This window comes from Collinsella tanakaei (genome assembly GCF_016902615.1).
GTDB classification, from domain to species: domain Bacteria; phylum Actinomycetota; class Coriobacteriia; order Coriobacteriales; family Coriobacteriaceae; genus Collinsella; species Collinsella tanakaei_A.
In genome coordinates this window covers 16628-38964 of sequence record NZ_JACJMB010000004.1, presented here as the reverse complement: position 1 = coordinate 38964, position 22337 = coordinate 16628, and the positions used below count along the sequence as shown (strand labels likewise).

At 64.2% G+C, this 22337-nt stretch carries 22 protein-coding genes and 1 other RNA gene; 5 read left to right on the top strand and 18 right to left on the bottom strand.

Annotated features, from left to right (window positions below; translation table 11 throughout):
- Positions 1 to 274 precede the first annotated feature (274 nt).
- The 5 genes from nagB to H6A21_RS02270 form a co-directional block, all read right to left on the bottom strand.
- Complete coding sequence (nagB, locus tag H6A21_RS02290; RefSeq protein ID WP_239462583.1) at positions 275 to 1018, bottom strand: glucosamine-6-phosphate deaminase; 744 nt, start codon at positions 1016 to 1018, stop codon at positions 275 to 277.
- Between the two features lie 82 nt (positions 1019 to 1100).
- Positions 1101 to 1598: a PTS sugar transporter subunit IIA gene (locus H6A21_RS02285; RefSeq protein WP_204559975.1), complete on the bottom strand. Its 498-nt coding sequence runs from the start codon at positions 1596 to 1598 to the stop codon at positions 1101 to 1103.
- Positions 1599 to 1836: 238 nt separating this feature from the next.
- Positions 1837 to 2232, bottom strand: coding sequence for a 30S ribosomal protein S9 (gene rpsI, locus H6A21_RS02280; RefSeq protein WP_204559974.1), 396 nt, complete (start codon positions 2230 to 2232; stop codon positions 1837 to 1839).
- A 3-nt stretch (positions 2233 to 2235) separates the two neighbouring features.
- Complete coding sequence (gene rplM / locus H6A21_RS02275; protein WP_204559973.1) at positions 2236 to 2679, bottom strand: 50S ribosomal protein L13; 444 nt, start codon at positions 2677 to 2679, stop codon at positions 2236 to 2238.
- A 172-nt stretch (positions 2680 to 2851) separates the two neighbouring features.
- On the bottom strand, positions 2852 to 3724 hold the full coding sequence (locus tag H6A21_RS02270) for a patatin-like phospholipase family protein (RefSeq protein ID WP_204559972.1): 873 nt from the start codon (positions 3722 to 3724) through the stop codon (positions 2852 to 2854).
- 298 nt (positions 3725 to 4022) lie between these two features.
- Between H6A21_RS02270 and ssrA the strand changes: the two genes are divergently transcribed.
- Together ssrA and H6A21_RS02260 are read left to right on the top strand one after the other, a co-directional pair.
- Positions 4023 to 4394, top strand: a transfer-messenger RNA (tmRNA) gene (ssrA, locus tag H6A21_RS02265).
- Between the two features lie 389 nt (positions 4395 to 4783).
- Positions 4784 to 5236, top strand: coding sequence for a hypothetical protein (locus H6A21_RS02260; RefSeq protein ID WP_204559971.1), 453 nt, complete (start codon positions 4784 to 4786; stop codon positions 5234 to 5236).
- Positions 5237 to 5422: 186 nt separating this feature from the next.
- On the opposite strand, the gene gatB is transcribed toward H6A21_RS02260, so the two are convergent.
- From gatB to H6A21_RS02215, 9 genes are all read right to left on the bottom strand, one after another.
- Entirely contained in the window at positions 5423 to 7105 is a 1683-nt protein-coding gene (gene gatB, locus H6A21_RS02255; RefSeq protein WP_204559970.1) for an Asp-tRNA(Asn)/Glu-tRNA(Gln) amidotransferase subunit GatB, read from the bottom strand.
- A complete protein-coding gene (gene gatA, locus H6A21_RS02250; protein WP_204559969.1) occupies positions 7102 to 8619 on the bottom strand; it encodes an Asp-tRNA(Asn)/Glu-tRNA(Gln) amidotransferase subunit GatA in 1518 nt (505 codons plus the stop codon). Before gatA ends, gatB begins: the two co-directional genes overlap by 4 nt.
- A complete protein-coding gene (gatC, locus tag H6A21_RS02245; RefSeq protein ID WP_204559968.1) occupies positions 8619 to 8930 on the bottom strand; it encodes an Asp-tRNA(Asn)/Glu-tRNA(Gln) amidotransferase subunit GatC in 312 nt (103 codons plus the stop codon). The genes gatA and gatC overlap by 1 nt, the downstream gene beginning before the upstream one ends.
- Positions 8931 to 9474: 544 nt before the next feature.
- The gene (locus H6A21_RS02240; RefSeq protein ID WP_204559967.1) at positions 9475 to 9723 is read right to left on the bottom strand and encodes an HPr family phosphocarrier protein; all 249 of its coding nucleotides are present in this window, start codon (positions 9721 to 9723) and stop codon (positions 9475 to 9477) included.
- A 254-nt stretch (positions 9724 to 9977) separates the two neighbouring features.
- On the bottom strand, positions 9978 to 10226 hold the full coding sequence (locus tag H6A21_RS02235) for an HPr family phosphocarrier protein (RefSeq protein ID WP_204559966.1): 249 nt from the start codon (positions 10224 to 10226) through the stop codon (positions 9978 to 9980).
- 126 nt (positions 10227 to 10352) lie between these two features.
- Positions 10353 to 10883: a PTS sugar transporter subunit IIA gene (locus H6A21_RS02230; protein ID WP_204559965.1), complete on the bottom strand. Its 531-nt coding sequence runs from the start codon at positions 10881 to 10883 to the stop codon at positions 10353 to 10355.
- A 73-nt stretch (positions 10884 to 10956) separates the two neighbouring features.
- Positions 10957 to 11796 carry a Cof-type HAD-IIB family hydrolase gene (locus tag H6A21_RS02225; RefSeq protein WP_204559964.1) on the bottom strand — a complete coding sequence of 280 codons (840 nt, stop codon included), beginning with the start codon at positions 11794 to 11796 and terminating at the stop codon, positions 10957 to 10959.
- A gap of 75 nt (positions 11797 to 11871) precedes the next feature.
- Entirely contained in the window at positions 11872 to 13317 is a 1446-nt protein-coding gene (locus H6A21_RS02220; protein ID WP_204559963.1) for a glycoside hydrolase family 1 protein, read from the bottom strand.
- Positions 13318 to 13613: 296 nt separating this feature from the next.
- On the bottom strand, positions 13614 to 15041 hold the full coding sequence (locus tag H6A21_RS02215) for a 6-phospho-beta-glucosidase (protein ID WP_204559962.1): 1428 nt from the start codon (positions 15039 to 15041) through the stop codon (positions 13614 to 13616).
- A 202-nt stretch (positions 15042 to 15243) separates the two neighbouring features.
- On the opposite strand from H6A21_RS02215, the gene H6A21_RS02210 reads away from it, so the two are divergent.
- Positions 15244 to 16113, top strand: coding sequence for a MurR/RpiR family transcriptional regulator (locus H6A21_RS02210; protein ID WP_204559961.1), 870 nt, complete (start codon positions 15244 to 15246; stop codon positions 16111 to 16113).
- 82 nt (positions 16114 to 16195) lie between these two features.
- On the opposite strand, the gene H6A21_RS02205 is transcribed toward H6A21_RS02210, so the two are convergent.
- Complete coding sequence (locus H6A21_RS02205) at positions 16196 to 16765, bottom strand: histidine phosphatase family protein (RefSeq protein ID WP_239462582.1); 570 nt, start codon at positions 16763 to 16765, stop codon at positions 16196 to 16198.
- Positions 16766 to 16828: 63 nt separating this feature from the next.
- Positions 16829 to 17317, bottom strand: a complete 489-nt coding sequence (locus tag H6A21_RS02200) for an S-ribosylhomocysteine lyase (RefSeq protein ID WP_204559959.1) — start codon at positions 17315 to 17317, stop codon at positions 16829 to 16831.
- A 222-nt stretch (positions 17318 to 17539) separates the two neighbouring features.
- Here H6A21_RS02200 and H6A21_RS02195 point away from each other — a divergent pair, with 222 nt between their 5' ends.
- Both H6A21_RS02195 and moaC read left to right on the top strand, forming a co-directional pair.
- The gene (locus H6A21_RS02195) at positions 17540 to 18616 is read left to right on the top strand and encodes a GTP 3',8-cyclase MoaA (RefSeq protein WP_239462581.1); all 1077 of its coding nucleotides are present in this window, start codon (positions 17540 to 17542) and stop codon (positions 18614 to 18616) included.
- Between the two features lie 4 nt (positions 18617 to 18620).
- The gene (gene moaC / locus H6A21_RS11275; RefSeq protein WP_204559957.1) at positions 18621 to 19865 is read left to right on the top strand and encodes a cyclic pyranopterin monophosphate synthase MoaC; all 1245 of its coding nucleotides are present in this window, start codon (positions 18621 to 18623) and stop codon (positions 19863 to 19865) included.
- A 429-nt stretch (positions 19866 to 20294) separates the two neighbouring features.
- Here the strand turns inward: moaC and pflA are convergent, their stop codons facing one another.
- Complete coding sequence (gene pflA, locus H6A21_RS02185; RefSeq protein WP_204559956.1) at positions 20295 to 21107, bottom strand: pyruvate formate-lyase-activating protein; 813 nt, start codon at positions 21105 to 21107, stop codon at positions 20295 to 20297.
- Positions 21108 to 21162: 55 nt separating this feature from the next.
- On the bottom strand, positions 21163 to 22230 hold the full coding sequence (locus H6A21_RS02180) for a Gfo/Idh/MocA family protein (protein ID WP_204559955.1): 1068 nt from the start codon (positions 22228 to 22230) through the stop codon (positions 21163 to 21165).
- Between the last annotated feature and the right edge of the window lie 107 nt (positions 22231 to 22337).

Here is a 22337-nt window from a genome sequence, read left to right as displayed (position 1 = left end):
CGCGATGCCGTGTCGGGTCGGCCACGTTGGCGTGAGGTACAGTAAAGCACTTTTCGCAAACTTTTGGTTCGTTAATATAAAGTTTTATGTTAAGTATGCTATATTTCTTTGAGAGTTGATAATAGGGGCCGCTCTGTCGCGAGGCGCTTTGTGCCCGCCAGGCGCGAAAAGACGCACAGGCTTAGACCGCTCGATTACGAAACAAGGCGCCTCCTTCAGGAGACGCCTTGCGTCAGCGGGAAGCGCCCAGCTTCCCATCTTTGGTATGCGGAACTTACGCGAGCTCGTCAGCGCACAGCGACAGGGCCTCCTCGTCAGCCACGAGCACCGTGTTGGGATGCAGCTGCAGGATGGACGCCGGGCAGCTCGGGGCCACCGGGCCGAAGCACATGTCGTGCACGGCCTGGGCCTTCTTCTCGCCGTTGGCGATAACGAGGATCATCTTGGCGAACATGATGGTCTGAACACCCATGCTGTAAGCCTGACGCGGCACCTCGTCGATGCTGTCGAACAGGCGGCTGTTGGCCTCAATGGTGGACTCGGTCAGATCGACCAGGTGCGTACCCTTGGAGAAGTGGTCGTCGGGTTCGTTGAAGCCGATGTGGCCGTTGTTGCCGATACCGAGAAGTTGAAGATCGGGATAGCCGGCAGCGGCGACGGCGGCATCATAAGCGGCGCAGGAGGCCTCGCCGTCCTCGGCCATGCCGTCGGGCACGTGGGTGTTGGCCTTGTCGATGTTCACGTGATCGAACAGGTTGGTGTTCATGAAGTAGCGGTAACTCTGGGGGTTGTCGCCCGACAGGCCGCGATACTCGTCGAGGTTATAGGAGGACACCTGGGAGAAATCGAGGTCGCCCTTCTTGTACCACTCGACAAGCTGCTGGTAGGCGCCGATCGGCGTCGAGCCGGTCGCAAGGCCCAGCACGCAGTTCGGCTTGAGGATGATCTGCGCGGAGATGATATTCGCCGCCTTGCGGCTCATGTCGTTGTAATCACGCGCGCGTACGATAGAAATCATGCCGGAACCCTTTCTCGCTATACCTAACGATATCCAACCGCTCCCGACATCCGGCGCCGGGGCCGATTCTACCCGGTCTCACTCACCGCTCGCGAGCGGTGATCAGCTGGTCGAGTTCGGATACGGTGTCGCCGACGTTGCCCTTGATGCTCGAGAACTCAACGGAGTTGCAGATGAGTATCGGCGCCGTGACGTCGTATCCCTCCCGCTCGATCGCCTCACGGTCGAACTCGATCAGCACGTCACCTTTCTTGACCATCTGCCCCACGGAAGCCTTCACGTTGAAGTACTTCCCGTCAAGCTTGACGGTATCCAGGCCGACGTGAATCAGGATATCGAGGCCCTCGTTGGTATGGAGCGCGAGCGCGTGCCCCGTCGGAAAAATCGCCTCGATCTTAGAATCAGATGGTGCCACGACCTTGTTGCCCGTCGGCTCGATCGCAACGCCCTGTCCCAAAAGGCCAGCAGCAAATGTCTGGTCGTTGACTTCGGAGAGCGGGATAACCTTGCCCGCCATCGGAGAAAGCAGAACGTTGTTCCGCTTCCCAAAGCCAAACGACTTGAGAAACTCGCTGAACATGATCCCCCTTGTTCACCCGTGCGAAGAAACAGAGTGTTCGTATCGCTATCGTACCGCAAAGAAACAACCGGGCACACGCCATTTTGGCTGTTTTGGACCACGTGCCGCGGTATATCGACCCCCTTGCTCCCATTCGCCCAGCGTATGTGAACCGGGCCTGGTAAGAAGGCAGGAATTCCGCACAAAAACAGGGCCTGTCGAGGCGGTCGACAGGCCCTGCCAATACATGCAGTAAAGCTTAGCGCTTGGAGAACTGCGGAGCGCGACGGGCCTTCTTGAGGCCGTACTTCTTGCGCTCGACGACACGCGCATCGCGCGTGAGGAAGCCAGCGCGCTTGAGGTCGGCGCGGTAATCGCCAGCCTTCAGCAGGGCGCGGGCGATACCCAGGCGCAGGGCACCAGCCTGACCGGTGATGCCGCCGCCGTCGCACAGGGCGATGACGTCGAAGGTGCCGGCGGTGTCGGTGACCTTGAAGGGGGCGAGAGCGTTCTCGACGAGCTGCTTGCGGCCGAAGTACTCGGCGGCGTCACGCTTGTTGACGGTGACCTTGCCGGTACCGGGGACGATGCGGACGCGGGCAACGGCGTTCTTGCGACGGCCGGTGCCGTAATAAACAACGGTGTTCTCAGCCATCTTTTATGCCTCCAGCTCGATCTTGGTGGGGTTCTGAGCAGCGTGCGGATGCTCGGGGCCAGCGTAGACCTTGAGCTTCTTGAGCTGCTGACGGCCAAGGGTGGTCTTGGGGAGCATGCCGCGGACGGCGCGCTCGATGACCTTCTCAGGGTGCTTGGCCATGGCCTGACGGAAGCTCTCAGCCTTGAGGCCGCCGTTGTAGCCGCTGTGACGGTAGTAGACCTTCTGGTCGGCCTTGTTACCGGTAAGCTGGACCTTATCGGCATTGATGACCACCACGAAGTCACCGCAGTCAGAGTTGGGGGTGAACTGGGGCTTGTTCTTGCCGCGCAGGATCATGGCGACCTGAGTGGCGAGACGGCCCAGGACAGCGCCCTCGGCATCGACGAGGACCCAATTGCGGGCAACCTCACCCTGCTTGGCGTAGTGAGTCGACTTCTGAATCACTTGACTCCTCCATGTACAGTACGTGTCTTAACAGAGATTCACGGGGCTCTGCAAATGACTGAAGAATTATAGCGCGCACGGATGCGGGGTCAATGTGGCGTTTGCACGCACGCAGAGTTTCTGCACATGTGTGCGTGGCTCCGGGGCCGGGCGCGGCTGCACGGTTAAGACACTAGCGCTCGAGAAACGCCTTGATGTCCGGAAGCCTATGGATGCATTCCTGACGGCCCTGGATATACAAGTCGAGGAGCTTTGCGGCGTCGTGCTCAATGTGCCCCACCTCGACCGGGCGCACCGGCGCGATCACGAGAGCGCGCCCCTCATCCTCATAGGCCCAGATATGCTCGCGCTGCTCGTTGTAGCGCTCATGCCTGCTCTCGATGGCGTCGAGCAGATACGGGTACTCCCCGTAGCGCGCACGCGCCGCAGGCATGAACTCATAGGGGCCCTTCTTGTAGGCGCGATGCTGCGTGAGGACCACGACAGCGCGATCGAAGCCGTCGTCCTCCAACACGTGCTCGATGGGCACGGAATCCGCCACGCCGCCGTCGAGGTACAGGTGCCCGTCGATCTCGACCGGTGGAGCCATGAGCGGAAGCGATGTCGAGGCGCGCACCGCGTCGATGTCGAGCACGGCGTTTTTGACCTCCAGGTAGGCCGCGGTCCCGAACACGATATCGGTCGCTGTCGCCCACAGCGGCATCGGATTCGCCAGATAAGCGTCGTTGTCGAAGGGATCGAGCCGGTCCTGCACGTCGTTCAGCATGAAGTCGTACCCGATGAAGCTGCCGCTGCGCGCGAGCGAACGGGTGCCCATGTAGCGTTCGTCGTTGCAAAAGGCCAGGTTCACGCGGTTCGGACGTCCGATCTGGCGCGATTTGTAGCTGAGGCCGTTCAGGACGCCGGCGCTCACGCCGAAGCACGCGTCCGGCCAGATGCCGTGCTCCATCAGCACGTCGAGTACTCCTGCGGTGAACTGCCCGCGGAAGCTTCCGCCTTCGAGGATGATCGCTGTCTTGCCCGCATTCTCCGCCCGCTGATCCATAGCCGCCTATCCTTTTTCGTCGATGTTCCCTGGTCCTCTTCTACCACAAATCGCCCAACGTAAACGAAGGGTTCCTCTGGGGGGACGGGGTAGTTTGGGGACATCCTGCGCCCGACCGGGCGCAGGATGTCCCCAAACTACCCCGTCCCCCCCAGAGGACACCGCGAAGCGATGAGCTATCCCGATCTGGGGCGCGTATACGCACGCGCCGGCCGTGGTAGAATAGCTATCCCGTACGCGTTCTCGCGTGCGTGCACATTGACAGGTCGAGCGGCAGATGCCGCCCTCCGACCCTTTTGGGGCCGACTGGTTTCGACACGATAGTTCTGAGAGAGGAAGCAGGCCGTGGTCTCCTCGCCCACGTTAAACAGGGGTACCGTCAAAATGAATTGACAAGAATTCTTCTTATGAGCCCCAGCTGGCTCTCGCTGCTTAGTATTTAATTGCAGCGCGTCGCGCTCGGGAGCTTCCCCGACCCGAGCCCGATGTCATTTAAGGGGAATGCGCCCGCACACGTAATCGGTATGGTGCGGGCTAAGATCGAACCGATTGGGGTACCGCGAGCGTGTCGCTGCGCGCAACGTGCCCGAGATGAAATCAGCGACTGAGCCTGGAGATGCCGATCAGGGGGCTTTCGTGGACCGGAGTTCGATTCTCCGCGGCTCCACCACACGCAGCGAAGCCGAACTGCCGCACGCTGGCGGTTCGGCTTCTTTTGTGACGATGGCATGCACACCTATGTCGTCGTGCGCAATCGATAATCCCTTGTGCGCAAAAGAGCACGTTCTTGTACATAAAAACAACCATAATGGACATTCCAACTCAATCATTTCCGGCGGACGCATCTGTTCAATCGGCGAACGGTAATGATGAAAAAGTTGGAAGATATTTCAAAATAATACCGTTTACCTCGTGATATATCGTTTTATCACGCTGTTTACCCACTGTTCTGATAGTCTTCACAAACGTGAAGACTGCACCACAATTGTTGAATGGGGCTGGACACAACCGGTATCGTTCTCACTGCACATTGCTTGCCCTCGTATTTGGAGGTTACACATGAACGCACAGAACGCACAGCTCGCCGGAGCCCTGGTCGGCCTGGGCGCCACCATCACGCAGGCCATGGACGAGATCGAGGACTTCGTGCCCTGCGGTCACCCCGCATCCGTCATCATCGACGGCCTGTCTGCACTCGATCGGACCCTTTCCGATGAGCAGCGCGCTGAGCAGATGAGCACCGTGACCGACATGATCGACCACGTGAGCGAGAAGCGCGGCGTGCCCGCCCACTCCATCGCCGACATGCTCAAGATCGGCGGCGTCAAGTCGCAGCTTCTGGGCGAGCTCCAGAACGTCGCCGCGGCCGTCAAGGAGAAGACGAACGAGAACCAGAACGTCAACTCCTGGATCTACCGTTCGCTCGCGGCCATCGAGCACACTGGCACCTTGGAGGCCGCCGAGCGCATCGCCGAGTCCCAGGTCATCAAGGCTCAGGTCTCCACGCTGTAGAAACGAACCTACTCGCCGCCCCCGCGCGGCACGCACATAAGACAGCTTGCTTTGAGCGGCAGCGCATATGCGTTGCCGCTTTTTCTTTATGCCGAGGAGTCGCGCTCCAAAAAGAAGGTTCCCCGTAACGGCAGCAAATCCGCCACCGTCACGGGGAGCCCTACCATCACGCGCTTCGCGCCGTCCTTACGACAGGCTCGCGCGCAGCAGCTCGTTGAACAGCTTCGGGTTGCCCTGGCCGCGGCTTTCCTTCATGCACTGGCCCACAAGGAAGCCGAGCACCTTCTGGTTGCCGTCGCGGTACTGCTGAGCCTGGTCGGCGCAGCGCTCAAGCACCTCGTCCACGATGGGCTGCAGCGCGCCCGCATCGCTCACCTGGCGCATGCCGCGCTCGTCCACGATCTTCTCCGGGTCCTCACCGGATTCAGCCATCAGGCCGAACACCTCATGGGCCTGATTGGAGCTGATGGCGTCCTCGGCGAGCAGCTTGGCGAGCGAAGCCACCTGGGCGGGCGCGATGCCGCAGTCGGTGATGCCGCCCTCCACGCCCTTCAGGTAGGCGGCGAGCTCGTTCACGATAAGGTTCGCCACCGCCTGCGCGGGCTTGCCGGACAGGCCCTCAGCAGAGGCCTCGAAGAACGCCGCCGTCTCGGGATCGCCGGCGATCTGCTCAGCGTCCGCGCGCTTGATGCCGAACGCGGTCTCGTACCGGTCGCGCTTGGCGTCCGGAAGCTCGGGAATCTCGGCGGCGCAGTGAGCGATGAACTCATCGGAGAGGTCGAACGGCGCCAGATCGGGATCGGGGAACAGGCGGTAGTCGTCGGCGGTCTCCTTCACGCGCATGACGACCGTGCGCTTGCGGCCCGGCTCCCAGTGGCGCGTCTCCTGGTAGATGATGCCGCCCTCCTCGAGCACCTCCGCCTGGCGGCAGATCTCGTAGGCCAGGCCATCGTGCAGCGCCTTGAACGAGTTCAGGTTCTTGAGCTCGGTCTTCGTGCCGAGCTTCGTCTCGCCGCGGCGGCGCAGGCTCACGTTGCCGTCGCAGCGCATGGATCCGTGCTCCATGGAGCAGTCGGAGATGCCGAGCGTCAGGAAGATGCGGCGGAGCTTCTCCATGAACAGGCGCGCCTCCTCGGGCGTGCGCAGGTCGGGCTCGGTCACCAGCTCGATGAGCGGGGTGCCGCAGCGGTTGTAATCGATCAGTGACTCGCTCGCCGCCGCGATGCGGCCCTCCTCGCCGCCCACGTGCACCATCTTCGCCGCGTCCTCCTCCATATGGATGCGCAGGATGCGGATGGGCACCGTGTAGGACCCGTCCTCATGGCGCTCGGGCAGCGCGAGGTTGGCAGTGTTGTACCCGCTCATACCTGCCAAGGCGCCGCCGTGGGAGCCCTCGCGCATCTGGGTGGCCATAGCAGTCGACAGGCCCACGGCGTTCGCGCTCGCGCTCGCCAGGCTCTGCGCCTCAGCCGCTCCGAAGGCACACTCCGGGCGCTCGGCGGCACCGCGGCCGGTAACCTCCAGGTCCAGATGACCATGCATGCAAAACGCTACCGGGCCCTGCGTGGTCTGGAAGTTCTTCGCCATATCGGGATAGAAGTAGTGCTTGCGGTAGAACATCGAGTGCTTCTGGACCTCACAGTTCGTGGCAAGGCCCGCCTTCACGATGCTCTCGATCGCGCGCTTGTTGGGCACCGGCAGCGCACCGGGCAGGCCCAGGCACACCGGGCACACGTTGGCGTTGGGCTTGGCATCGTGGGTGTTCTTGCAGTTGCAGAACATCTTGGTCTCGAGCGTCGTGAGCTCGGTATGGATCTCGAGGCCGATGACGGCCTCCCAGTCCTTCAGGACCTCGGAGAGTTCCTTCATGCGAGCTCACCCCCCTTCCCGGCGAATGCGGGCGCGACGGAAAGCGCCGGCGCACCCGTGGCGGCATCGGTCAGACCGCGCTCGAGCGCGCGGGCGAACATGAGCATCGTGCGGTCCTTGAAGGCGGGGCCCACGAGCTGCGAGGCGACCGGCAGGCCCGAATCGGCGCCCAGCCCCAGCGGAACCGATACGCCACCGTTGCCGGCGATGTTGATGGAGATGGTGTACAGGTCGGCCAAATACATCTGCGTGGGATCCGAGATCTCGCCGTGGCGCCAGGCGGTGCGCGGGCTGGACGGCATGAGAATCACGTCGCAGCGCTCGTAGGCAGACGCGTAGTCCGCCGTGATGAGCGTGCGCGCCTTCTGGGCGGCGTAGTAATACTTGTCGTACACGCCGGAGGACAGCAGGTACGCGCCGAGCATCTGGCGGCGCTTCGCCTCGGGTCCGAAGCCGTGGGCGCGCGACAGCGAGCTCTGCGCATCGAGGTTCGCACAGTCGGGCTCCTGATAGCCGTAGCGGATGCCGTCGAAACGCGCGAGGTTCGAGAACGCCTCGGCGGGGCCGATGACGTAGTAGGCGGCGATGGCCGCATCCAGATGCGGCAGGTCGACCTCAACGAGCTCAGCGCCCTGGTTCTCGAGTTCGCGCGCGGCGGCCTCGACGGCTGCACGCATCTCGGGCGTCAGGCCCTCGGCCTCCATGAAAGCGGGGATGATGCCCACCCGGCGCCCCTCGATCGGATCGTTCAGGTGCTCGCAGAAGTCCACGGGGCAGTCCTGGCTCGTCCCGTCATACGGATCCTTCCCGGCACCCGTGAGCGCGTTCATGGCGAGCGCGACGTCCTCGACCGTACGGCCGAAGGGGCCGACCTGGTCGAGCGAGCTGCCGAAGGCCACGACGCCGTAGCGCGACACCGCGCCGTAGGTCGGCTTCATGCCCACCACGCCGCACAGCGCCGCAGGCTGGCGGATCGAGCCGCCCGTATCGGAGCCGAGCGCCAGCGGCACCTCGCCCGCGGCGACCGCCGCAGCCGAGCCGCCCGACGAGCCACCCGGGACGCGCTCGGTATCCCACGGGTTGTGCGTGGGGTGGAACGCGGAGCTGTCGGTCGTGGAGCCGAAGGCGAACTCATCCATGTTCGCCTTGCCCACCGGCACGCAGCCGGCATCGAGCATGCGCTGCACGCACGTGGCGGTGTAGACGCTCTCGTAGTTCTCGAGCATGCGCGAGGCGCACGTCGTGCGCGTTCCCACGAGGTTCATGTTGTCCTTGATGGCAAACGGCACGCCCGCAAGCGGCGGCAGCTCCCCGCCCGCCGCGCGCGCGGCGTCGACGCGGTCCGCCGCGGCCAGGGCGAGCTCGGGGCACACCTGCAGAAACGCCTGCACCGCGTCCTCGCGAGCGGCGATGGCATCAAGCGAGGCCTGCGCGACCTCGCGGGCGGAAAACTCCCCCGCCTTGATGCCGGCGGCGATGCGCGCCGCGCTCAGGGTATCGATATACTGCGCCATCAGCGATCACCCGCCTCTCCCAGAATCGAGGGCACGCGGAAATACCGGTCGCGCGTGCTGCCTGCGTTCTCGAGGGCAACCTCGAGCGGCAGATCGCGCTGACCCAGCTCCTCGTCCTCGCGCATGACGTTCGCAAGGTCGCCGATCGGATGGAACGTGGGCTCCACGTCGGGCAGGTCGTAGTCGAGCACCGGCGCGAGCATGTCGACGGCGTCGTTGAGGTAGGAGGTCATCTCCGCGAGCTCATCGCCCTCCAGGGCGATGCGGGCGTAGTCGGCGATGCCCCGCACATCGGTTTCGGTGAGTGCCATGGGCGCTCTCCTTCCGTATAAGGTCGAACGCCCACCATTATACGCAAGCCACCTGCGGCGCCGCAGGTGGCCGACAAGGCGTAACCAATCTGACCCGATAGGACAAGCCGGCCCGGGAAACGCCGGGCCGCGGATTCCACGCTCGAGGCAAGATGGCCGCCAGGTGCTCACCGAAGCCGCTCCGGATGCGCCCAATCGTCGCATTGCGGCCTTCCGAAAACGAGGACCCCCCACTTTCAGTACATGTTGAGCGCGACCAAACGTACGCTTTATTTTGATAAAGTGCTCAACTGGGAGAATGATGACGGGAAACGACGCCAGCGGCGAGTCTTCCCGGCACAGCCCGAAAAAAGTACTGAAAGTGGGCACCCTTCGTGTCCGGAGCAGGGTTTGAGAGCCGGAACCGGTCTCCGAGCCGACGGCGACACGCAAAATCGACCGCGCAGCGCGAACGGGAGCGCGCACGGCGGCAACATGAAACCGGGCGCCGCGAGTTGCCCCGCAGCGCCCGGTTGCGCACATACCGTTTTGGTTGCTCCACCGTTTACGGAAGCACCTTGAGCAGCTCCTCCTTGGTCTGCTCCTCGTTGCCGCCCACGATGGTGATGTCGATGAGATCGCCCTTGTTGGCGTCAAGCGTCAGCATCTCCATCAGGTCGCGACCCGATGCGGTCTTGCCGTTAAACGAGATCTGGACATCGCTCGCGCACTTGGTCAGCGTGTAGGCGACCAGCGCGACGGGACGGGCGTGCAGACCCTCTTCGGCTTCGATAAGATGCTGAAACTTAATCATGGGATACCTCCTGCGATACAGCGGACGGCTCGAAATACAAGCCCATAGGGAAGACTATACGCCAACCGTTGCGCCCGCGGGACGACAGTTCGGCCGATATCCTTGTCGACACCGAAAGCGGCTAGACGACACGCGAAGCGCGGCGGCGAGAACGATGCCGTCGACGCGGCCCCGGCCCCACCGCGCCTTTCGCATAGCGCCCTCGGGAACCACCACGGCAACCCGAGTGCGAGATGCTGGACCCAAAACCGCTTTTAGGGCAGCACAGCCCGCAGGGCCTCCGCCGCCTGCTCCTCGTCAGGCCCCTCGATGGTCACCTCGATCGTGCTGCCGCCGCGAGCCTCGAGCCCGAGCATGCCCATAAGGTCGCGCGCCTCGCTCGACCGCTCCCCCACCCGTATCGTCACGGCACTGGAAAGCGGCGCGAGCGTCGCCGCGATCGCGGCGATAGGACGGGCATGCAGCCCTTCGGGGTCGGCGATTGCATGCGAGAACTGAATCATCGGGCCTCCTCATTCGGGTCTTCGAGCATAGCGGGCGATGCGGGCCGGACGCCCCTCATGCAGGCGGGCGGCACGCCTCATGCGCACCGCCCGCCTCCCAACAAAACCACCTGTCGGCGGTTGACGCTACTTCGTGACCTTCAGCACCGCGGTGCCGGCGGCAACGGTCGACTCGGCGTCGACGGACAGCGCGACATCGGAGAACTCAGCGGAATTGGACACGGCGCACACGACGCAGTCGGGATGCCCGGCCTCAGCGATGGCGGCCTTGCTCATCTTGATGCACGGATCGCCGGCCTTCACCTTGTCGCCCTGCTTGACGTAGCCGGTGAAGCCCTTGCCCTCCATGTCCACGGTGTCGATGCCGATGTGGACGAGGACCTCAATGCCGTTGTCGCCCGTGATGCCCACGGCGTGGCCCATGGTGACGCTCACGGTGCCGGAGACCGGTGCGTACACGGTCTCCTCGTCCGGCCAGATGGCGCAGCCCTTGCCCACGACCTCACCGGAGAACACCGGATCGGGCACATCGGTCATCTTGATGATGCGACCGCTCACGGGCGCGGCGACAACGTCGGCACCCTCCGTAGCGGTCACGGAAGCGGGGCCAGCAGGCGCGGCGTCGGCCTTCTTCTTGAACATGTCAAACAGTCCCATGGTTAATCACTCCTTACCGGTCGGGGCACCCCCTGCTCATTTGGACCCCGTTGTATATCCATACTTTACTCGCCTACACCAGACCGAGACGCGAGAAAGCGTTCCAAAGGCCGTCTTCGGCAACGTCAGTGGTCACAAAGTCGGCGGCCGTCTTGGCCTCTTCGCCTCCGCTGCCCATGCACACGCTCGTCGCGCAGGCCTGAAACATCGGGATATCGACCTTCGCGTCGCCCATGGCGATGGTGTCGGACGGGCCGGCCCCCAGGTGCTCGACCACCTTCTCGACCGCCACGGCCTTGTCGATATCCTTCGTGGCCACATCGCCGAACAGCGCGGTCTCACCCGCGCCGCCCCACGTACCGACCTTCATGTCGGAAAACTCCTCGACGGCGTCCAGGTAATCCTGATAGCTCGACAGGATGAAGCTCACCTTGTTGACGTCGTCGCGGTACAGCTCGGCACCATAGACCATGCCGTGCATGACGTCGTCGGTCTCGAGCCGATCCGCCCCCTCGACGCCCTTGCGCCCCGCGTAGCGTCGCAGCACCGGGCGCGCGGCCTCGCGGAAGTTCTCGCTCGCGAACAGGCCGTTGTTGCTCTCGAGGTAGAACTCGAGCCCGCGCCCATGACACCAGTCCACGATGTGTGCGCACTGCTCGGAGCTCACATGTACATGCATGAGCACCTGATCGTCGACCTCTACATAGCTGCCGTTGCCGCCGATCATGCCGTCGAATCCGATCTCGATCAGCTCGGGCGGGTTTTCCGCCTTGCTGCGACCGGTGCACATGAGCACCTTGTGGCCGCGGGCGCGCGCAGCGCGGATCGCGCGCTTGGCGGATGCGGGAATCACGTTCTCGTACGTGGTGATCGTGCCGTCCACATCGAGAAAGATCACCTTCTTGTCGGACATGCGCCGCCCCTTCCGATATCAGACCGGCTCCATGTGAGGACAACCCCCATGGAGCCGGGAACTCGAGCTGTCAGTCTACTCCAAGCCCTCGGCCCCGTTGGACTTGATAATCTTCTGGTACGCAAAGAAGCTGTCCTTGCGGAGGCGCTCATAGGTGCCCGTGCCGTCGTCGTGCTTGTCGACGTAAATGAAGCCATAGCGTTTGCGCATCTCGCCGGTGCCCGCGGACACCAGGTCAATCGGGCCCCACCAGGTGTAGCCGATGAGATCGACGCCGTCGTCGATGGCCTCGCCCATGGCGCGCACGTGCTTCTTCAGGTACTCGATGCGGTAGTCGTCGTGGATCTTGCCGTCCGCCGTGACCTCGTCCTTGGCGCCCATGCCGTTCTCCACGACCATCAGCGGAATCTGGTAGCGATCGTAGATCTCGTTCAGGGCGAAGCGCAGGCCCGTCGGGTCGATCTGCCAGCCCCAGTCGGTGGACTCCAGGTAGGGGTTCTTGCCGCCGAAGGTCATGTTGCCCTGGGTCTGCTCCACGTCATCGTGCGTGCCCACGATCGAGGACATGTAGTAGCTGAAGGTGTAGAAGTCGACCGTGCCGTCAGCAATATCCTGCAGGTCGCCGTCTTCGATCTTGAGCTCCACGCCGTGCTCGCGGAAGTAACGGCGCGCATAGCTGGGATAGGCGCCGCGGACCTGCACGTCGGAGCAGAACCAGTTCATGCGGCGCATCTCCTCCTGATTGGCCAGGATGTCGGCAGGATCGCACGTAGCCGGATAGGAGAGGATGAAGCAATCCATGTTGCCCATCTTGAACTGCGGGTACTTCTCGTGGGCGAGGCGCACCACGCGGCCGCTCGCCACGAACTGGTGGTGCAGCGCCTGGTAGCACTGCTGCGGAGTGACCTCGATGCCGGAGGCCGGACCCTCATAGCCCTTGATGAGGCCCGTCGACATCATGGCGCCGAGCGAGGAGGTGCCGGTGTTGATCTCGTTGAAGGTGAGCCAGTAGGTCACCTTGTCCTGGTAGCGCTCGAACACGGTGGCGGCGTACTTCACGAAGAGGTCGATGAGCTCGCGGCTCTCCCAGCCGTTGTACTTCTCGACCAGGTGGTAGGGCATCTCGTAGTGCGACAGCGTCACGAGCGGCTCGATGCCGTGCTTCTTGCACTCGTCGAACACGCGGTCGTAGAAGGCGAGGCCGGCCTCGTTCGGCTGCTCGTCGTCGCCGTTCGGGAAGATGCGGCTCCAGGAGATGGACATGCGGAAGATGTTGAAGCCCATCTCGGCGAACAGCGCGATGTCCTCGGCGTAGTGGTGGTAGAAGTCGATGCCGTCGTGGTTGGGATAGAGCTTGTCCGCCTCGATATCGACCGTAATCTCACGCGGCTTCTCGAAGCTGCCGCCCATGAAGTGGTCGTCGACGCTCGGGCCGCGCCCGTCGACATTCCACGCGCCCTCGAACTGGTTGGCCGCGGTGGCACCGCCCCAGAAGAAGCCCTCAGGGAACTTGACTGCCATGTCTATCTCCTTTACGTGGACTGCGCGTCCCGTTACGGAACGCGCGGGAATGTATACCGGCATATGATCGCACACGATTCGTGTTGTTGCTCAAACGAGCCCCGATGCCGCACTCGGCCGCAGATGGCCGAGATGAAGTGGGCGGCGACGGGCTCGATAAGCGCCCGGCCGCCGCCCCAAAGGCGATGAAGCCTATGCCGCCTGCTTTGCGGACTTGTTGGGATCATAGAAGAAGAACGTCAGGAGGAAGCTGATGACCATGGCGAGCACCACGGCGATGGCCATCCACATGAGACCTACGCAAGGTCCTCGCCGTTGGTGGCAATGACCTTCTTGTACCAGTCGAAGCTCTTCTTTTTGGAGCGCGCGAGCGTGCCGTTGCCCGCATCGTCGCGATCGACGTAGATGAAGCCGTAGCGCTTGGACATCTCGCCGGTGCCGGCGCTCACCAGATCGATCGGGCCCCACGTGGTGTAGCCGAGCATTTCGACGCCGTCCTCCTCGATCGCGGCCTTCATGGCCTCGATGTGCTGGCGCAGGTAGTCGATACGGTAATCGTCATCGATGGAGCCGTCCGGGTTGACCTCGTCTTTCGCACCCAGGCCGTTTTCCACCACGAACAGCGGCTTCTGATAGCGATCCCACAGGTCGTTGATGGTGATGCGGAAGCCCAACGGATCGATGCCCCAGCCCCACTCGCTCACCTTGAGGTAGGGGTTCTTGGCGCCGGAGAAGGCGTTACCCTCGGTCCGCTCCGCCTCGGTCGTGGGCGCGGCGGCGCAGCGGGTGTTGTAGTAGGAGAAGGAGATGAAGTCCACGGTGTTCTCAGCGAGGATGCGCTCGTCCTCCTCGGTCATGCCGACATCGATACCGTGGCGCTCCAGGAACTTCTTCGCATAGTTGGGATAGGAGCCGCGGCTCTGGACGTCCACGAAGAAATAGTTCTCCTGGTTTTTCACCTGCGCCTCGCGCACGTCCTCCGGACGGCAGGAGTACGGATAGACCGTGCCCGCGGCGAGCATGCAGCCAATCTTCATCTCGGGGTCGATCTCGTGCGCGATCTTGGTCGCCCACGCGCTCGCGACGAGCTCGTTGTGCGCCGCCTGATACTCGATCGCCTCGCGGTCCTCGCCCTCGTCGAACACGAGGCCGGCGCCCATGAACGGCAGGTGCAGGATCATGTTGATCTCGTTGAAGGTGAGCCAGTACTTCACGAGGCCCTTGTAACGGTTGAACAGCACCGTCACGAGCCGCTTGTAGAACTCGATGAGCTTGCGATTGCGCCAGCCGCCGTACTCCTTGATGAGATGGATGGGGCAGTCGAAGTGCGTGATGGTCACGAGCGGCTCGATGCCGTGCTTCTTGCACTCGCGGAACAGGTCCTCGTAGAAGGCCAGGCCCTCCTCGTTGGGCTCCTCCTCGTCGCCGTTCGGGAAGATGCGTGTCCAGCCGATGGACAGGCGGTAGGTCTTGAAGCCCATCTCCGCGAACAGCGCGATGTCCTCCTTGTAGTGGTGATACATGTCGATGGCGGTCTGGGCGGGATAGTAGTAACCGTCCTCGAAATCGAGCATGCGGCGCAGACCCGCCGTCACGGCATAGCGCTCAGGTCCATGCGGGATCACATCGACGTTCGCCAGGCCGCGCCCGCCCTCGTTGTACGCGCCCTCGCACTGGTTGGCAGCCGTCGCGCCGCCCCACAGGAAGCCCTCAGGAAAACCCATCTTCGTCCTTTCTGCTCAGGCGACCGCGGCATCATCGCTTCCCGCCCCTCTGCGGGCACGGTCGCGTCTCCTCATAGCTACTGTATGCCCCCGCGGGCGCCCCACTCAATCGCGCGCGCCACAACAGACACTTCTTTTTATGGAACATAGCACGTTGTGCAGCGGTATGATACATTTTGATACTTTTCGAGAGGAGCTAGCCTTGGATATCCGCCGACGCATCCGCGATGAGCGGGGTCTCACCCCAACCGAGCAGCAGATCGCATCGGTCATCCTCTCCATGGGAGAGCGGCTCCAGGAGGTGTCCATCAAGGAGTTCGCCCACGCGGCCAGCGTCTCGATCGCAAGCATCCACCGCTTCTGCAAAAAGATCGGCCTCGAGGGGTTCAAAGAGCTCAAGGTCGAGATCGCCCGCGCGGCCGCGGTATGCGCCGGCCAGATCTCCGACGTGGACATCAACTTCCCCTTCGGTCCCGGCGAGCAGCCCGGCCGCATCGTTCCGCAGATGCGCTCGCTGTACGCCACCACGGTGCGCGACACCTGCGAGGTGCTCGACACCGCCGAGCTCGTGCGCGCCGCCCAGCTCATCGGGGGCGCACGGCGCATCGGCATCTACACGCAGTCGCACAACCTGCACCCCGCGCAGATGTTCTGCGACCGGCTGCTCTCCATCGGGCGTGACGCCTTCTGCCATGCGGACGTCGAGCGCCAATACCGGTGCGCCCTGGCAAGCGACGAACATGATGTCGCGCTGTTCATCTCGTACTCGGGGCTTGCACCCGATATCGACCGCAAGCTGGCGCTGCTCGCCGAGCGGCGCGTACCCGTGATCTACATCGGCACCGCAGCGGCGAGGCGGCGCCACCCCGGGCTCGCCTGCTACCTGCTCGTGAGCGACGCCGAGCACCTGCAGGAGCGCATCACGCAGTTCGCGAGCCATATCTCCGTGCAGTTCGTGCTCGATTCGCTGTTCAGCTGCGTCTTCGCCGCCGACTACGATAGGAGCGCGGGCTTTCTCAAGCGGGCGCTCCCCTACACGCGCCTCTCACCAGAACCCGACAAGGGCATATAAGTAACCGCCGACCGGGGCGGACCGCGCCCGGAAGGGGCCCAGGTGCAGCACGCCTCGACCGGCGGTTCGGTTGGCGGCTCAATCAGTCGTTCGGATTCACCAGGTCCTCGACGGTAAAGCCCGTCTCGGCATCGAACCCAAGGCGAATGATGCAGCAGTTGCCCAAGCGCTTGCCATCCTTGCGCCAGTCATACCCGAGCGCGCGCAGGACCTGGGCGCATGCTGCACCGTGGCTCACCGCGAGCACGCTGTCGTGGCCGGGCCTGCGCATGATCTCGTCGATCGTGGCCATCAGGCGCGCACGGAGCTCCATCTCTCCCTCACCGCCGAACGGCACGTAGAAATCGCCGTAGGGCAGCGGCGGGTTCGTGTCCTCCGTGAGCCCCTCGAACGTGCCGAAGTTCCACTCCTTCAGGCCCTTTACCCGCTCATAGGGCATCCCCGGCGCCACGAGCTCCATCGTGTCGCAAGCGCGCTCCGACGTGCTTGCGTACGCGTGGTCGAACGAAATCCCCTGCCCAGCGAACCACGCACCGGCACGGCGCGCCTGCTCGATACCAAGCTCTGTCAGCGGCGAGTCACACCACCCCTGTTTGCGCTTCAGCACATTGAACAGCGTCTGGCCGTGACGCATGAGATACAGCGTTGCCATCATGTCCTCTCTGTCCGAGTTTGCTCGTTTCGCCGGGTGCGCGCACACCGACCCGAAGCCGGCCTATGCCTCCTGATAGTGCAGGCGGCTCTCATCGGCCTCGGCTAGGTCGCGCGTGAGGTAGCGCTCCGCGAGCCAGCGCGCCATCGGGAGATTCTGGTCGAGGTAGTTGCCGCACTCCTCCGGACGGGCGCCCGGGATCTCGCCGGTGAAGTCGCGCACGAACGCGAAGAGCTCGCGCACGAGCGGCAGGATCTCCTCCGAGCTCACCTCACCGAACACCACCAGGTAGAAGCCCGTGCGACATCCCATGGGGCCGAAGTAGACGACGCGTGGCGCCCAGACGGGATGGTTCCGCAGAAACGTCGCACCCAGATGCTCGATGGTATGGCACTCGGCTGTATTCATGACCGGCTCACGGTTCGGCGCGGTGAGACGGATATCGAACGTCGTGACGATAGCCCCGGTCGCCGGGTCGCGATCTTGGCGTGACACGTAGACGCCCGGCTCGAGCACGAGATGGTTGACGGTGAAGCTTGCGATCTTATCCATGGCAAATCCCCTTTCGCGTCCGCAGGCACACGTGCCGCATGCGCTTTCCCGTGCAGCATAGCACGGGCGCACGACACCGGTCGCGCACAGGTGTGCGGCGCCCATGCGCACAGCACGCCTGCGCACCGACGCGCGCGGAATGCTTTGCCCGGTGCCCTGTTGGTCCCGCATATCGGTGTTATTCTTAAACGAATATCATCCAACCTGGGAGGGCAGGGCATCTTGGCATCCCACGACCTTCACGACGAATACGGGCGCAGCATCTCCTACCTGCGCATCTCCGTAACAGATAAGTGCAACTACCGCTGCGTCTACTGCATGCCCGCCGAGGGCGTGGCCGCGCGCGGACACGATGAGCTGCTCTCGGCCGAGGAGATCGCGCGCTTCGTCCGCCTCGTCGCGCAGGAGGGCATCCGGCGGATCCGCCTCACCGGCGGCGAACCGCTGGTGAGCCACCGCATCGTCCCGCTCATCCGCGAGATCCGCGCCATTCCCGAGATCGAGGACATCTCCCTCACCACGAACGGCGCCCTGCTGCCGCGCTTGGCGCCCGAGCTGCGTGACGCCGGGCTCGACCGCGTCAACATCTCGCTCGACACGCTCGACGCCGATCAGTTCGCCCGCATCACCCGCCTGGGTCGCCTGGAGCAGGCGCTCGCCGGCATCGACGCCGCGCTCGCCTTCGGCTTCGACCCGGTCAAGGTCAACACCGTCGTCGTGCGCAGGCTCAAGCAGGACACGTTCGGCCTCGCCCGGCTCTCGATCGACCGACCGGTGCACGTCCGCTTCATCGAGTACATGCCCATCGGCAGCGAGGAGACCATCGGCGCCTGCAAAAACGAGCCCCACTGCCCGCCCGGCGTCTCCGGTGCCGCCCCCGAGCTGCATCCGGAAGCCTGGGACGTGACGGACATCGTGCCCTCCGATGAGCTTCGCGAGCAGATCTCCGAAGCCGGAAAGCGCGCCGGGGTCGGCCCGCTTCTGCCCGTAGGTGAGCACGCGCCGGCAGGCGCCGGCCCTGCGCAGTATTGGCGGTTTGCGGGCGCGCAGGGTACCGTGGGCTTCATCTCGGCGATGTCCAACCACTTCTGCAACCGCTGCAACCGCCTGCGCCTGACTGCAGACGGCAAGCTGCGGCCCTGCCTGTTCTCGGATGACGAGTATCCGGTGCGCGACGCGCTGCGCGCAAGCGACGACGCGCGCGTGCTCGCCATCTACCGCGACGCCGTGCACCACAAGCCGCTCGAGCACGAGACGACCGACGGCACCGCGCGCTTCATGTCACAGATCGGAGGCTGACGCCATGGCGAGACGAACGACGAAAGCAACCGCACAGCCCAAGGCGAACGCGGCCCACAGGGCGGCCGCGCCCAAAGAGCGAGACGCCTACCGCGACACCCTGACCCACGTCGACGAAAAGGGCGACGTCCGCATGGTCGACGTGTCCGAGAAGGCGACCACGCAGCGACTCGCCATCGCCGAGGGCTCCATCCTCATGCACCCCGAGACCCAGGCGATGGTGCTCGAGGACCGTGCGAAGAAGGGCGACGTTCTCGCCTGCGCGCGCATCGCCGGCATCATGGCATCCAAGCGCACGAGCGACCTTATCCCCATGTGCCATCCGCTCATGATCACGAAGAGCAAGGTCGATATCGAGCCCATCCCCGCCACCGGCGAGGGTGCGCGCGAGGACGGCCGCGTCGGCTTCCACGTCACCGCGACGCTCGGCGTCACCGGCGTCACCGGCATCGAGATGGAGGCGCTCTGCGCGGCATCGGTCGCCTGCCTCACCATCTACGACATGTGCAAGGCTGTCGACCGCGGCATGGAGATCGTGGACGTGCGCCTGCTGCACAAGGAGGGCGGCCGCTCGGGCGTGTGGAACCGCGCCGGCGCAGCAGAAGAAGCTCCGCAGCCCGAGGTGGAAAAGACCGAGCAGGAGCCGGCCGAACCCGTCTCGCCGCTGCCCGGCGGCCCCGGGTCGGCGACGCCCGCACCCGCGCTCGCCTTCATCGGGTACCAGAATTCCGGCAAAACGACGCTTGTCGAGAAGGTCATCACGCGTCTCACGCAGCGCGGGTTGCGCGTGGGCACCATCAAGCACCACGGCCATAAGGGCTTCGAGATCGATCAGCCCGGCAAGGACTCCTGGCGCCATGCGCAGGCGGGAAGCCGACACGTGGGACTTATCGCCCCGGGGCAGTACGCCGAATACGCCTATACCGAGGGCGAGGTTCCCGTCACGGACCTGCTCACGCACTACACCGATGTCGATATCGTCATCGTCGAGGGCTACAAGACGGCGGGCCTCCCCAACATCGTGGTCACGCGCTCCGGCGTCGACCGTCTGCGCGGCGACACCTCGTTCGACCTCATCGACGGCAACACGGTCGCCATCGCCTGCAACGACGTCGTGGAGCGCGATTTCCGCGCCCGCGCGACGCGCGAGGCCACCGAGACCGGAGCGCCCCGCACGCTGCCGCCGTTCATCAGCATCAACGACGCGGCGGCGATCGTGAACTTCATCATGAAATGGCTGGGGAGGTAGCGCGCTACCCGCACCTCGCAGCACCCCTGCCGGCAGCCGGTCGCCCCAGGGCACCCGGCTGCCGACAGTATCAATTTCGACCATCTGACCGGTCTGTATACTATTAAGTATCTGACCTGGTAGAACTATTTGTATGTGCATAAAACCATGTCGCATCAAAGCGGCTGAAAAGGGCACGTAATATAAAACATGATGAGGGGTACGATTTTTCGGTGCCCTGCGCCCACCAGGAACATACCCCGTATCATTTCCGCAGTTCGTTCCTGCGGGAATGATACGGGGTATTTCTCGTATGGACGATTCGCACCGAAAAATCGTACCCCGAACAATATCTTATGTATATGCACGGCGAACGTCGCGGCGCAGGGCGCGATGAGCGGCCCCAACTGCCCGCTCACCGCGACGTGCGAAGGCAATCCCCCTGCGCCATCAGGCTCCCGACGAGGCGCGTGCGGCCCGCATCCCGCCAAGCACAGCGGCGCGCAGCTCGGGAATGCGCTCCTTGTCCATCGGCGGCACGCCTTCGAGCGGATACGCAAGACCGAGCTGCTCGTACTTGACCACGCCCATGGTGTGATACGGCAGCATCTCGAGCCCCACGACGTTGCCCCACGGGGCGATCAGGCGTCCGAGCGCCGTGCACTCCTCCACCGTATCCGTGTATCCCGGCACGATAACGTGGCGGATTACCGTCTTGATGCCGCGTCGCGCCAGCTCGTCGCCGAACGCCAGGATGCGCGCCGGGTCGCGACCCGTGAGCGCGCGATGCCCGGCAGGGTCCGCGTGCTTGATGTCGAGTAGCACCAGGTCGCACTCGTCGAGCACGCGCCCAACCCGCTCGGGATGCGCGGGGTCGAACGCGTAGCCGCAGCTATCGAGGCAGGTGTGGACCCGCCCCGCCGGACGGGCGTGCATCGCGGCGAACAGGTCGGCCACGAACTCAGGCTGCAGCAGCGGCTCCCCGCCTGAGACGGTAATGCCGCCCGTGCGATAAAACGCCCGGTTGCTCTCGAACTCATTGACGAGCTGCTCCACCGACACGAGCGACCCCGCAGAGGGGCCGGTCTGCCAGGTATCGGGGTTGTGGCAGAACAGGCAGCGCATGGGGCAGCCCTGCGTAAACACCACGAACCGGATACCCGGGCCATCGACCGTGCCCATGCTCTCAACCGAATGGATGCGCCCGAGCGCATAGACGGACCGGGGCTGTTCCCCGACCGCATCGAACGTCTTTCGTGCCATATCGCGCCACTGCCCCTCTCTTTATTTGCCTTTCGGGCGGCGCGCCGGGTATGCCCTATCGCATCGCGCGCCCGTCCTCGGGAAACACGATGCCCGCCTGGCGCCTCGCCTCATCCATAATGGAAAGCGTCTCGATCGTGAACGTACGGTACGGCTCGACGCTGTCGCCCTCGCAGATGCACCCTACGAAATCCTCGAGCTCATAGCACATGTTGTTGGCGCACGGCTCGAACGCGAGCTCCTCGACTCGATCGGCGTCGCTCGCCCCCGCAGAGTACCCCTGTTGCCGCGCCGCCGCCTGCGCACGCAGGCGTATCGTCCCCTCCGAGGGAATGGACGCCCCGCGAAACGTGACGGTTCCCAGCTCGCCTTCGACCTGGCACGCCAGCAGATCCTGCGTGATCTTGGAGTACGAGAGCTCTACGACCTTATTGTCATAGCGGGCAATGATCGTGCCCGCACCGTCGATCGCGCCGCCCGTCGCTTGCGTGTCGGCATGCCCGATGAGCACAGGCGCGCAAGCGACGGCAGACGGCGCGCCGAACAGGGCGACCATCGCCTCGACGCAGTACACGCCGATGTCCATCAGCGCACCGGTTGCGAGGCGCGCGTCGAAGATGTTCGTCTGACGCCCCGCGAGCACCTCGTCATAGCGCGACGAGTACTTGCCGAACCGAAGGCTCGCCCGGCGCACCTGCCCCACGCGCTCGATCGCGCGGCGGATCACGTCTAGGCCCGGATCGTGCACCGAGCGCATGGCCTCCATCGCAACCACACCGTGGGCGCGCGCCTCGTCGAACACCATCTGGGCCTCGGCCTCGTTCGCTGCGAGCGGCTTCTCAACGAGCACGTGCTTCCCCGCGCGAATGCAGGCAAGCGCCTGCTCGGCATGGAGCGCGTTGGGGCTCGCGATGTAGACCGCATCGACCTCGGAACATGCGCACGCCGCCTCACGACTCAAAAAGGGAGTCGTGCCCCCCAGACGAGCCGTCACGCTCGCTGCGCGCTCCGCAGAACGCGACACGCTGCCCACGTACTGGGCCCGATCGACCCCCGCCATCGCCTCGACCATAGCCTCCGCGATGGCACTCGTCCCCACGACCGCAAACCCCACGCGCTCCATGCGTCCTCCTCGCAACCGGGTGAAAACCTCACCCCCATGGTACCGCGCCCCGTCGCGACCCCGCACTCAGAGCGCCAACGGCGCGAGGAGGGCCGCGTCGAGCCACC